Origin of the sequence: Streptomyces sp. HD (assembly GCF_028369295.1) — a bacterium.
Lineage (GTDB): Bacteria > Actinomycetota > Actinomycetes > Streptomycetales > Streptomycetaceae > Streptomyces.
Genome location: NZ_JAQMYP010000027.1, coordinates 39577 through 51781 on the forward strand (window position 1 = coordinate 39577; position 12205 = coordinate 51781).

Genomic DNA, 12205 nt, shown 5'->3' on the forward strand with positions numbered 1-12205 from the left:
CAACCAAGGTGTAACCACGAACCCCCTGTCGCGCTACGCGCGTTGACTCTAGGCTGCCGCCCGACGGGGCCATGTCACTCATGACTCGCAGGTCATTCACGACTCGCGGGTCATTCAGGACTCACCGGATCTTCCACGACCCACAGGGGGGCGTATGTCAGCCATATCCGACCAGCACCGCCGCAGACGCCGTACGTACGCGCTCGTCGCGGCAGCCGCATCCCTCGCCACCGCGGGCGCGCTGGCCGCGGCGCTTCCCGCCACGGCGTCGGCGGAGAGCTCCCAGAAGCACGGCGGCGGCCAGCACTTCAGCCGTTACCAGGACGTCCAGCTGCTGTCCTTCAACGACCTGCACGGCAACCTGGAGCCGCCGGCGGGCTCCTCCGGCCGGGTCACCGAGCTGCAGGCGGACGGCACGACGAAGACGATCGACGCGGGCGGCGTCGAGTACCTCGCCACGCATCTGCGTCAGGCCCGCGAGGGCAAGAAGTACTCCATCACCGCGGCCGGCGGCGACATGGTCGGCGCCTCCCCGCTGATCTCGGGCCTCTTCCACGACGAGCCCACCATCGAGGCGCTGAACAAGCTCGACCTCGACGTCACCTCGGTCGGCAACCACGAGTTCGACGAGGGCGCCAGGGAACTGGCCCGCCTGCAGAAGGGTGGCTGCCACCCGACGGCCGGCTGTTACGTCAAGGGCGAGGAGTTCGAGGGCGCCGACTTCCCGTACCTCGCCGCGAACGTCCTGGACGAGAAGTCCGGCAAGCCGATCCTCAAGCCCTACTGGGTGTGGAAGAAGAAGGACGTCAAGATCGGCTTCATCGGCGTGACCCTGGAGGACACCCCGGGAGTCGTCTCCGCCGACGGCGTCAAGGGCCTGAAGTTCAAGGACGAGGTCGAGACGATCAACAAGTACGCCAAGGTGCTCCAGCGCCAGGGCGTGAAGTCGATCGTCGCGCTGATCCACGAGGGCGGGCAGCCGGCGTCCGGCTCGTACAACTACAACTGCGACGCCCCCGGCGCGGGCGACGGCATCTCCGGCCCGATCGTCGACATCGCCAAGAACATCACGCCGTCAGTGGACGCGCTGGTGACGGGCCACACGCACGCGGCCTACGTCTGCACGATCCCCGACCCGTCGGGCAAGCCCCGCATGGTCACCTCGGCCGCGTCCTTCGGCCGCCTCTACACCGACACCACGCTGACGTACGACCGCTTCACCGGCGACATCGCCCGTACGGCCGTGAAGTCGGCGAACCGCGTGGTCACCCGGGACGTCGCCAAGGCGCCCGACATGACCGAGCTGATCTCGAAGTGGAACACCCTCGCGGCGCCCATCGGCAACCGCGCGATCGGTTACATCTCGGCCGACATCTCCAACACCGGTACGGAGTCCCCGATCGGCGACCTGATCGCGGACGCGCAGCTGGCGCACGGCAAGGAGCTGGACCCGGAGACGGACCTGGCGCTGATGAACCCGGGCGGCATCCGGGCACCGCTCACCTACGCGGCCAAGGGCGCGGAGGGCGACGGCGTGGTGACGTACGCCGAGGGCTTCACCGTGCAGCCGTTCTCCAACACCGTGAACCTCCAGGACTTCACCGGCGCGCAGCTGATCCAGGTGCTCAAGGAGCAGGTGAGCGGCACGAACGCGGCCTCGCCGAAGGTCCTCCAGGTCTCCTCGGGCCTGACGTACACGCTGGACCTGACGAAGTCGGGCGCCGACCGCGTGCTGACCGACTCGATCAAGCTGAACGGTGCGGCGATCAACCCGACCGCCACCTACCGTGTCGCCACCAACAGCTTCCTCGCGGGCGGCGGCGACGGCTTCCCGACCCTGGGTCAGGGCACCAACGACCTCGTCGGCTCGGACGACCTGACGGCCCTGGAGAAGTATCTGACGGCCAACTCCTCGGCCACGACCCCGATCGCACCACCGGCGGCGAACCGGATCACGGTCGTGAAGTAGGTCCTGGAATGGAACGTGTAGTGGCGTGAACTGGATCGCAAACCTCCGGTAGAGGTTGCGGGTGGGGGGCGTGTACATGGTCGGATGGGCCGATGCGTTCCCCCCACCACATAACGGCGCATCCCTATACGAACCGCTATATAAGTCCCTACGAGGAACTCGGCCGGCTGGACGACGGTCCGCTGGACGAGTTCCTCGTCGAGGACCTGCCCGACGAGCAGGAGGAGGCGGAGGCCCAGGATGATCCCTGGGCCCCGCCCAACCACCGCCGCAGCGGGCGTCGCCGGCGTCGCGGCCGGTTCGCGGGACTGCCGCTCGCGATGAAGGCGGTCGTCGGAATCGTCGTCCTGGCCGCCTTCCTCACCCTCGCCGACCGCTGGGCCCTGCTGTACGCCGAGCGCAGAGCCGCGGACACCCTCAAGAGCCGTCTGCATCTGACGGCGGCCCCCGAGGTCGAGATCGACGGCTTCCCCTTCCTCACCCAACTCGCCGACGAACGGCTGGACTCGGTCAAGGTGACCGTCCCCGACGTCGCCGCCGCCCGGGTCTCGCTCGCGCAGGTGACGGCCACCGCGCGGGACGTACGACTGGACACCGACGGCGCGCTGTCGGTGCGCGGCGCCGACGTCCCCCGGCTGGAGGGCGACGTCCTGCTCTCCTTCGCCGACCTGAACCGCGAACTCGGCGCCTCCCAGGTCACGTTCACCGGCGAGGGCCACGACCGGGTCCGGGCGCGCGGCACCCTGCCGGTCGCCGGGCACAACCTCCGGCTGCGTGCCGAGGCCCGCATCCTGCGCGAGGGCGACAGCGGCATCGCGACGCACATCGGCGGAATGCGCCTGGACATCGGCGACCTGGCCACGTACCGGCCAGGCGCCCACACCTCCGAGGGCCTGCATCTGAGCCGGCAGTCGGTGGACCGCCTCGCCCACGAGGCCCGCAAGGCGAAGGCGCTGCTGTCGATCCCGTCGGTCGTACGGCGCCTGGGCGTCCCCGACTCCGTCGTCCGCGAGGCCCTGCGCAACGAGTCCAAGCTCAGCGATCTGACCGGCACCCCGCACTTCATCCGCCAGGCCATGCGCCTGAACCTCATCGACCTGGCCCTCGACCACCCTCAGATCCTGAAGCTCCTGGGCTTCGACCCCGCCCTCCTCGACGCCCTGCCCCGCCTCACCCGCCCAGTCCTCGCCGACCAGCTGTCCCTGGGCTTCCGCCTGCCCGAACCGCCGAGCGGGCAGCTGCGGCTGCGGGACGTGCGGGTGGAGAAGGACGGGATCAGGGTGCGGTTGGAGGGGTCGGGCCTCGCGGTGGGCCGGAAATGAAACCTGTGTGAATCAGCGCTTGGTCCCGGGTTTCTCTGAAAAACCGTCTCAGGTTCAATTCATCAAGGCCTAAGCGGATTTGGCTTTTTCTGCCGCCGGCGTCCCGTGATGTTTTCCATGTCGAAAGCGAAGAACGACGCGAAAGTGAAGAAGGCAATTCACAGGAAAGGGAAATCCGCATGAGCTTCCACAAGATCGCCCCCGTGAAGAAGAACTGCAGGACCGGTGCCCCGGCCGCCAAGAAGCACAAGGCCCCCGGTGCTCCGAGGAAGGCCGCTCCGAAGCGTCGCCCGGTCGGGCACCAGGGCTGACGTCGGCGGGTGAGGCGGGGCCCCGGAGCGCTCGGGCTCCGGGGCCCCGCCTCCGTCATGTCCGGGCCCGGTAAGGGCCCTGGACCGCAAGGGAGTCGAACATGAGGGAAGTGCGTACGGCCTTCCGGCGTTTCTGGCCGCTGACGTGCGGTGATCGCAAGTGGCTGGTGGCCGTCGTGGTCTGCGTCGTCGTCGCCGCGCCGGCCGCTACCGCCTCGATCTGCTGTTCGCCGAGCTCACCGACAATGCGCTGAAAGCCGGTTCACTGGCGGCCTTCTGGGGTCCGGCGGCGGCCTGGCTGGGCGTCGCGGTACTGGGCGCGCTCGTCGGGGTATTTCGGCAATTCGCTGGCCACCTGGACCGCCGAGAGATTCGTGCTGCGCCTGCGCGCGAAGGCCTTCCGGCATGTGCAGGACCTCCCCCCTGACCGACGTACCCCTGGAGTTCCTGCGCGAGAACGTCGCCCTGCTGCCCCAGGAGACGCTGATCCTCAACGGCACCATCCGCGAGAACATCGAGTGCGGCAGGCCCGGCGCGAGCGACGAGGAGATCGAGCGGGCGGCACGCGCGGCGGCGGCGCACGACTTCGTCGCCGGGCTCCCCGAGGGCTACGACACGCACATCGCCCCCGGCACGGCGGCTCTCTCCGGCGGTCAACTGAAGCGGATCGCGATCGCCCGCGCGATGCTGCGCCCCGCCCCCGTCCTGCTCCTGGACGAACCGACGGCCGGCCTCGACTCGGTGGCCGCGCGTCAGGTCGTCGGGCCCCTGCGACGGCTGATGTCCGGCCGTACGACGATCATGATCACTCACGATCTGAGCCTGGCCCCGGAGGCCGACCGCATCCTCGTCGTGGACGACGGGCGCCTGGTGGAGGCGGGCACACACACGAAACTGGTGGCTCGGGGCGGGGCGTATGCGCGGCTGGCGGGGCCGACGCCGGGGGCGTTGACGGAGGAGACGCTGGTTCTCAGGCGTTGATCGCTGCGGATTTGCACGTTTGGGTGAGTCGGCGGCAATACGAATACCCAGGCGCTGTGGTGTGGCTATGGTGATGTCATGGCAGAGACCACGACTATCCAGGTGTCCCGGCAGGCCCGTGACCATCTTGCCCAGGTGGCCAAGGAGCGGGGGATGACTTTGGGGCAGCTTGTCGAGCAGCTGGCCTCGGAACAGCCCACGGCGGAGCAGATCGCGGAGCGGGTGGCGGCCGACCGGCAGGTCGTCCGTGACGTGATCGGTCTCGACATCAGCGACGAGGAGTTCGACAAGGCACCCGACGTGCTGGGCAACATCTACCGGATCGCCGCCGAGAAGGTCCGCGTGGCGCGTGGAGCGGCTGCGTGATCATTCTCGACACCGGCGCCACTCGTGCCCTCGCTGATGGGCACAAGACGCTCAACCTTCTCGCCGGGAACATGGCCCGCACCCCGGGGGACTTCCTCCGCGTTCCGGCCCTCTGCCTCATGCAGGCGGAGTCGGAGGACACGGGGGCCGCACGGCGGGTGCTCGCTTTCTCCTCCGTCGTCGTCGATCCCCTGGACACCGTGGCATCGGTCAGCGTCGGCACGATGATCCGCGACGGCTTCGGTGGCGCCGACACCTGCCACGCCCTTTACTGCGCCTTGCCGCGCCCCGAGTTCACCGGGATGTCGATCCTGCTCACCGACCGGGAGCAGAACTACCCGCCCGGAGTGGTCACCGTCGACATCGACTCCCCCGGCATGCTCGGCTTCCACTGAGGCCGGGCACGCCGGGTTCCCCCATCGCTCGTGGGTGTCAGACGACGCTGTGGACGCGATACGCGTCGAGCTCGTAGCGGGCGCCGACGATCGCCAGCTTGCCCGAGGTCACCTTCGCCGCGAGGTCGGGCTCCGCGGCGAGGCGGGCGCGGACGGCCCGTACGTTGGCGTCGATGGTGGAGTCGACGCGGGCGTCGCCCTGCTGGGTGCGGTCTATGTTCGGTGCTATCTGGTCGGCGATGTACTGGATGTGGGCCGGCAGCCGCTCACCCGACTCGTCCGCCGCGACGGCGGCCTTCACCGCGCCGCACGACTGGTGACCGAGCACCACGACCAGCGGGATGTCCAGTTCGAGCACGCCGTAGGCGACGCTGCCGAGTACGGCCTCGTCCAGGACCTCACCGGCGGAGCGCACCGTCATCAGGTCGCCGAGGCCCTGGTCGAAGACCAGCTCCGGCGGGACGCGGGAGTCGATGCAGCCGAGGACCACGGCGAACGGGTGCTGACCCGACGTCAGACTCTGCCGCACCGCGGGCGACTCGTCGGGGTGCCGCTCACGGAAGGTGCGCCAGCGCCGGTTGCCCGCCGCGAGTTCACGCAGGGCCTCGTCCGGGGTGCCGGGCCGGCGGGCGGAGGTGGGGGTGGCGGGGGCCGCGGCGGAGGCGGTCGCGGTGCCGAGTGCGGCGGTGGTCCCCAGCGCCGCGGCCCCGGTCAGCCCGAACCGCAGGAGTGCGCGGCGGGCGGGCGAGGGGAGAGTGAACCGCTGGTGGGCGGTGGCGGCCGGAGTGGGGCCGGCTGATCTGTCTGAATTCACGGGGTGGAACGTACGCTCGAAACTTCAAATACATTTTCCCCTTGCTGAATCATGGCCGGGCGGGGGGAACTCATGATCGAGCGTTGGGCCGCTCTTGGTGTTCTCCCGTACCCGGCTTGACCTTTCCTCGCGAACGGCAGATGACGTCCTCCGCGGGCAGCTGACCGCCGGTCAGACGGGCTGTCACCGTGCGGCCGTCGGCGAAGGCGCCCCAGCCGACGTCAGTCGACGCCACCCGCCTCGGCCGACCGCACGGCATTCACCGCTGGTCGCGCAAGAACTCCGGGATCTCATCCCGCGTCGGATGGTTCGGCACCGGTGCCGGCCTGTCCCGCAGGAACGCCGTGATGACCGCGGCGGCCCGGTCGTTGTTGCCGTCCAGGCCGTTCCACATGTGGTGGCCGACTCCGGGCATGTACTGCGTACGCCGCACGGCGGGGTCGTCGGCGAGGACGGCGGTCGCCCACTGGCGGACCTGGGAGGAGCACTCGGCGATCATCAGCATCGCGGGCGTCCGGGAGCGCCTCAGCTGCGCGGCGATGGAGGGTGAGTCCCGCACCGTCCGCTGGACGCGGAGGCTGGCGGCGGGGCTGAACGAGAAGTTCTGCGCACTGTCCTCGACCGGGATGCGGTGGGCGTCCCGCGCGCAGTAGGCGGACGCGGTGTCGCTGCCGAGGTCGGCGGCGGTGAACGCGTTGACACCCTCGGCCTGTCCGATCAGCCCGCTGTCGGGGGTGAGGAGCCCGAGTCGCATGAGGCCGAACGCCACGGCGTACCGGGGGACGTACGTCGATCGCGGCCCGGTCATGGCGGGCGCGAGGCCGCGCGCGGACTCCCGCCCCTTGTGCCCGGCGATCCGCGCGGTGGGGCCGTCCATCGGGCCGGGCTCGGCGACGATCGCCCGGTGCAGGCGCGCGGCGACGCCGGGGTCGGCGAGGGCGCGGGTGAGGACGACTCCGCCCGACGAGAAGCCGAGGACGTCGGCCTTGCCCTTGTCCAGCCGGCGGATGACGGCGCCGAGGTCACGGACCGACCTGGAGATCGTGTACTGGCTCATGGGGAGCAGATCGCTTCGCCCGCCGCCCGCCTGCTCGTAGGCGTAGACGTCGTGGCCCTGCCGTGCCAGGAGTCGCAGGAACCGGTGGTCGAGCAGCGAGATGCCGCGGACCGGGCCGCCGTTGAGGTACACGAGCGGGACGGGATGGCGGACGGCGGACTTCGCGGGCGGGTAGTGGTACACCGCGACCCGGCTGCCGGTGTCCAGACTCCAGTGCTGCGTGGCCACGAAGGGCAGGTGGGGCGGGTACCGCCGGGCCATGGGCGTGGTCGGGACGCAGACCGACGCCGTCAACGCCGCCGCGATGACCACCGGTACGAACGGCACGAGCCGCGCCGCCCGGGTACGGCGCCGACGCCGCCGCCACAGTGCGGCGACAACCCCGACCCCAAGGGCCGCCAGCCATGCGCCGACCCCCGATCCGGCCCCGTCCGTGAGCACGATCAGGGCGAGAAAGACGACGACCAGCGCCGCGACGGCGGCCAGGGCGAGCAGTAAGCGCCCGGTCGAGCGAGCGAGGCGTATGGCGAACGTGGACACGGCGGACCTCCGGTGCGGAACCAAGTTTCCGAACGACGTTTCAGAACACTGTTTCAAAACGACGTTATCAAAGAAAGGTAGGCTTCTCGCCATGGGTAGGCCGAAGACGAACGACGAGACCGTCAAAGACCGGCTCGTGGAGTGCGCGACCGAGATGCTCGCCACCCACCCCCAGGCGTCGGTCACGGTCCGCGCCGTGGCCACGGCCGCCGGGACGTCCACGGCCGCGGTGTACTCCCTGTTCGGCGGCAAGGACGGGCTGATCGCAGCGGTGCGCGACGAGGCCGTCGCCAGCCTGTTCCGGACCGTGACGGCGGTGCCGGCCACGGCGGATCCCCTCGCCGACCTCTACGCGCTGGCCGCCGCGTACCGGCGATGGGGACGCGAACACAGCCACCTGTACTCCGTGCTGTTCGGTGGGGTGCAGTCCTTCAAGCCGTCGGGAGCGGCGGGAGCGATCGGTACCGGCGACCCCGTCCGGCCCCTCGTCGCGGCGATCGACCGCGCTGTGACGGAGTCCGTCCTCGACGGCGAGGCGACGCCGATCGCCGTCTCGCTCTGGGTGACCCTGCACGGGCTGGTGACCCTCGAACTCGCCGGGGCCTTCGACGCCCCCACGGCCGATGCCGCGTTCCGGTCGACGATCCACGCCACGCTGCGCGGCTGGATGACCCCCGCGAGCTTCCATGAGGCCTTTCTGAGAAACCGGCCGTAGCCCCCAGAAGGGCCTTTACATCGGGCATACGAGCTTCTGCCGGGCTTCTCAGGGAGCACTCAGGGAGCTCTCATGGTCGGGCGACAAGCTCATTGGCATGACCGAGAGCTTCCGCCGCGACGGCGAGTACGAGCAGTACACGAACCCCTACCGGGGCGCCCAGCAGCACGCCTCCTCCCCCGTGAACCCCGAGTGGCCGCCCCCGCCGGCGCACCAGCCGACGGCCCAGGCCCACGCCGGGACCGCCACCGGCGCCCCCACCGGGACCGCCGGCGGAGCCCCCACCGCTCTCCTCACCGAACCCGTCGCCCACCCGCCGAAGGCACGGCGCCGCAACCGCGGTCCCGTCGCCCTCCTCGCCGCCGTGGCGATAGTCGCCGCCGCGATCGGAGGCGGCACGGCGTACGGCATCCAGGAGCTGACCGGCAACGACACCGTCGCCTCCGCCAGCTCCACCAGCACCAACGTCGTCCCCTCCAGCCAGAAGGGCACGGTCTCCGGGGTCGCCAAGGCGGTCAGCCCGAGCATCGTCGAGATCAACGCCCAGTCCAACGCCGGGTCCTCCACCGGCTCCGGCGTGATCATCACCAGCGACGGCGAGATCATCACCAACAACCACGTCGTCTCCGGCGCCTCGCAGGTCAAGGTGAAGACCAGCGACGGCAAGACGTACACCGCCGAGGTCGTCGGCACCGACAGCAGCAAGGACCTCGCCCTGATCAAGCTGCAGAACGCCTCCGGGCTGACCCCGGCCACCCTCGGCGACTCCGACGGGGTCAAGGTCGGCGACGAGGTCGTGGCGATCGGCTCCCCCGAGGGCCTCACCGGCACGGTGACCAGCGGCATCGTCTCCGCGCTCAACCGTGACGTCACCGTCTCCACGGACGAGAGCCAGGGCCGGCAGCAACAGCAGCAGGGCGGCGGCTGGCCGTTCGAGTTCGGCGGTCAGCAGTTCAACGGCGACACCGGGTCGTCCACGACGACGTACAAGGCGCTCCAGACGGACGCCTCCCTGAACCCCGGCAACTCCGGCGGCGCCCTGATCGACATGAACGGCAACATCATCGGCATCAACTCGGCGATGTACTCGGCCGCCGGTTCGAGCTCGTCCAACGCGGGCAGCGTGGGCCTCGGCTTCGCCATCCCCGTCAACACCGTCAAGTCCGACCTGGCGAAGCTGCGCTCCGGCTCGCAGAACTGAACCGGCAGAACGCGGCCGACAGAAGAGGAGTACGTCATGATCACGCAGGTTGAGCACACCGTGCCCGGCGCCATGACCGCCGTCGCCACCGACGCCGCCGACATCACCCTGGCCCTCGCCGTCGCCGGCGCCCTGCACCCGCCGACGGCCCCGTCCCGGGCGCCCGAGCTGGCGACGTCCCGCCCGCGCGCGGGTCGCCGGGCCGCCCCGTCCCGCAGCCGTCGCCGTACCGTACGAGGCTGAGAAGGCCGACAATCATGCGAGGCTGAAGGCGTCCAGCCGCTCAGCCCTCCGTCCCACCGCACCCGAGGATCCCGAGACCATGAGCCCCGCCGATGGCGACCGTGACCCCCAGCGCATCCTGATCGTCGACGACGAGCCGGCCGTGCGTGAAGCACTCCAGCGCAGCCTCGCCTTCGAGGGGTACGACACCGAGGTCGCGGTCGACGGCGCAGACGCCCTGGAGAAGGCGACCGCCTACCGGCCCGACCTGGTCGTCCTCGACATCCAGATGCCCCGCATGGACGGTCTCACCGCCGCGCGCCGCATCCGCGGAGCCGGTGACACGACGCCGATCCTCATGCTGACCGCCCGCGACACGGTCGGCGACCGCGTGACCGGGCTGGACGCGGGCGCCGACGACTACCTGGTCAAGCCCTTCGAACTGGACGAACTCTTCGCCCGCGTCCGCGCGCTGCTGCGCCGCAGCTCCTACGCGGCCGCGGCCGGTTCCGGCGCGGTGGAGGAGGACGAGGCGCTGACCTTCGCCGACCTGCGCATGGACCTCGCGACGCGCGAGGTCACGCGGGGTGGGCGGCCGGTGGAGCTGACCCGTACGGAGTTCACGCTGCTGGAGATGTTCCTGGCGCATCCGCGCCAGGTGCTGACCCGGGAGCAGATCCTGAAGGCGGTGTGGGGCTTCGACTTCGAGCCGTCGTCCAACTCCCTCGACGTGTACGTCATGTACCTGCGCCGCAAGACCGAGGCGGCCGGCGAGCCGCGGCTCGTGCACACGGTCCGGGGTGTGGGGTACGTACTGCGACAGGGCGGGGCGGAGTGAGAAGGGCTCTGCGCCGGTACCGCTCGCTGCCGATCCGGTCACGGCTGGCGCTGCTGGTGGCGGCGGCCGTGGCGTTCGCGGTGGCGGCTGTGTCGGTGACGTGCTGGTTCATCGTGCAGGGCAAGCTTTACGGGCAGCTCGACGACAACCTGGAGCAGGTGGCGGAGAAGCCGCAGCCGTTGCCCGGAGTCGTGGCCACGCTCACCGAGTGCCCCAAGAAACCGCAGGAGAACCGCAATACGCTGGGGGCCCGGGACACGATCTACCTCCAGCTGGTGAAGGCCGACGGCACGGCGTGCGTCTCCTCGAACTCCGAGGGAACCGTCAGGACCACCAACTCCGACAAGCAGGTCGTCGCCGACGCGGGCAACAGCACGAGCACCCGCAACGGCACTGACGAGGACGGCAACTCCGTACGGGTGCTGACCACGCCTCTGTATGTCAACGCTCAGGGAATGGGCTCCGATCGTCAGCTGTACCCCGACGCCGCCCTCATGATCGCCGTCCCTCTCAAGAGCACCGAGTCCACCCTCAACGAACTGGCCCTCATCCTCCTCTTCGTCTCCGGCGTCGGAGTGCTCGGCGCAGGCGCCGCCGGTCTGGCGGTGGCCCGTGCGGGCCTGCGCCCCGTCGACAAACTCACCGAGGCCGTCGAACACGTGGCCCGCACCGAGGACTTGAACATCCGCATCCCGGTCGAGGACGACTCCGAGGACGAGGTGGCCCGGCTCTCCCGCTCCTTCAACTCCATGACCTCCGCCCTGGCCAGCTCCCGCGAACTCCAGCAGCAGCTCATCGCGGACGCCGGCCACGAACTCCGCACCCCCCTCACCTCCCTCCGCACCAACATCGAACTCCTCTCCCGCAGCGAGGAGACCGGCCGCCCGATCCCGGAGGCGGACCGCAAGGCCCTGCTCGCCTCGGTGAAGGCGCAGATGACGGAACTGGCGTCCCTGATCGGCGACCTGCAGGAACTGTCCCGTGCGGAGAGTCAGCGGGGCGAGCGCGTCCAGGTGATCTCGCTGGAGGACACGGTGGAGGCGGCCCTGCGCCGGGCACGGTTGCGCGGACCGGAGCTGACGATCAACGCCGACCTCCAGTCCTGGTACGTCCGCGCGGAACCGACGGCCCTGGAGCGCGCGGTGGTCAACGTCCTGGACAACGCGGTGAAGTTCAGCCCCGAGGGCGGCACGATCGAGGTGCGACTCGCCGACGGCGTCCTCACCGTCCGCGACCACGGCCCCGGCATCCCCGCCGAGGAACTCCCTCACGTCTTCGACCGCTTCTGGCGCTCCCCGAGCGCCCGCGCCCTGCCGGGCTCGGGGCTGGGCCTGTCGATCGTGGTCCGTACGGTCGAGCAGGCGGGCGGGCAGGTGTCCCTGGCCCGCGCGGAGGGCGGCGGCACCGTGGCGACCGTACGTCTGCCGGGGGCGCCCACGCCTCCGCCCGCCGAGCCGCAGTAGGTCGCAGCAGG

At 70.3% G+C, this 12205-nt stretch carries 13 protein-coding genes and 1 pseudogene; 12 read left to right on the forward strand and 2 right to left on the reverse strand.

What is annotated here, in order from left to right:
• The first annotated feature begins 154 nt into the window (after positions 1 to 154).
• From POF73_RS25315 to POF73_RS25340, 7 genes and pseudogenes are all read left to right on the forward strand, one after another.
• Positions 155 to 1969 (forward strand): bifunctional metallophosphatase/5'-nucleotidase, encoded by a 1815-nt coding sequence (locus tag POF73_RS25315; protein ID WP_272119450.1) that lies wholly within the window; start codon positions 155 to 157, stop codon positions 1967 to 1969.
• Positions 1970 to 2061: 92 nt separating this feature from the next.
• Positions 2062 to 3291, forward strand: coding sequence for an LmeA family phospholipid-binding protein (locus POF73_RS25320; RefSeq protein WP_272119452.1), 1230 nt, complete (start codon positions 2062 to 2064; stop codon positions 3289 to 3291).
• A 179-nt stretch (positions 3292 to 3470) separates the two neighbouring features.
• On the forward strand, positions 3471 to 3602 hold the full coding sequence (locus tag POF73_RS25325) for a hypothetical protein (protein ID WP_272119453.1): 132 nt from the start codon (positions 3471 to 3473) through the stop codon (positions 3600 to 3602).
• A gap of 101 nt (positions 3603 to 3703) precedes the next feature.
• Complete coding sequence (locus tag POF73_RS46290; protein WP_443049650.1) at positions 3704 to 3856, forward strand: hypothetical protein; 153 nt, start codon at positions 3704 to 3706, stop codon at positions 3854 to 3856.
• 166 nt (positions 3857 to 4022) lie between these two features.
• Positions 4023 to 4583, forward strand: a pseudogene (locus POF73_RS46295) (ATP-binding cassette domain-containing protein); the annotation flags it as partial.
• 78 nt (positions 4584 to 4661) lie between these two features.
• Entirely contained in the window at positions 4662 to 4949 is a 288-nt protein-coding gene (locus POF73_RS25335; RefSeq protein WP_272119455.1) for a hypothetical protein, read from the forward strand.
• Positions 4946 to 5344 (forward strand): hypothetical protein, encoded by a 399-nt coding sequence (locus POF73_RS25340; protein WP_272119456.1) that lies wholly within the window; start codon positions 4946 to 4948, stop codon positions 5342 to 5344. The genes POF73_RS25335 and POF73_RS25340 overlap by 4 nt, the downstream gene beginning before the upstream one ends.
• A gap of 37 nt (positions 5345 to 5381) precedes the next feature.
• Here the strand turns inward: POF73_RS25340 and POF73_RS25345 are convergent, their stop codons facing one another.
• Entirely contained in the window at positions 5382 to 6158 is a 777-nt protein-coding gene (locus tag POF73_RS25345) for a carbonic anhydrase (protein WP_443049651.1), read from the reverse strand.
• 259 nt (positions 6159 to 6417) lie between these two features.
• Positions 6418 to 7755, reverse strand: a complete 1338-nt coding sequence (locus tag POF73_RS25350; RefSeq protein ID WP_272119458.1) for an alpha/beta fold hydrolase — start codon at positions 7753 to 7755, stop codon at positions 6418 to 6420.
• A gap of 91 nt (positions 7756 to 7846) precedes the next feature.
• On the opposite strand from POF73_RS25350, the gene POF73_RS25355 reads away from it, so the two are divergent.
• From POF73_RS25355 to POF73_RS25375, 5 genes are all read left to right on the forward strand, one after another.
• Positions 7847 to 8470, forward strand: a complete 624-nt coding sequence (locus POF73_RS25355) for a TetR/AcrR family transcriptional regulator (RefSeq protein WP_272119461.1) — start codon at positions 7847 to 7849, stop codon at positions 8468 to 8470.
• A gap of 97 nt (positions 8471 to 8567) precedes the next feature.
• Positions 8568 to 9671, forward strand: coding sequence for a S1C family serine protease (locus POF73_RS25360; RefSeq protein WP_272119463.1), 1104 nt, complete (start codon positions 8568 to 8570; stop codon positions 9669 to 9671).
• Between the two features lie 36 nt (positions 9672 to 9707).
• Positions 9708 to 9914: a hypothetical protein gene (locus POF73_RS25365; RefSeq protein ID WP_272119465.1), complete on the forward strand. Its 207-nt coding sequence runs from the start codon at positions 9708 to 9710 to the stop codon at positions 9912 to 9914.
• Positions 9915 to 9993: 79 nt separating this feature from the next.
• On the forward strand, positions 9994 to 10731 hold the full coding sequence (locus POF73_RS25370; RefSeq protein WP_272119467.1) for a response regulator transcription factor: 738 nt from the start codon (positions 9994 to 9996) through the stop codon (positions 10729 to 10731).
• Entirely contained in the window at positions 10728 to 12194 is a 1467-nt protein-coding gene (locus POF73_RS25375) for a sensor histidine kinase (RefSeq protein ID WP_272119469.1), read from the forward strand. The genes POF73_RS25370 and POF73_RS25375 overlap by 4 nt, the downstream gene beginning before the upstream one ends.
• Positions 12195 to 12205 lie beyond the last annotated feature (11 nt).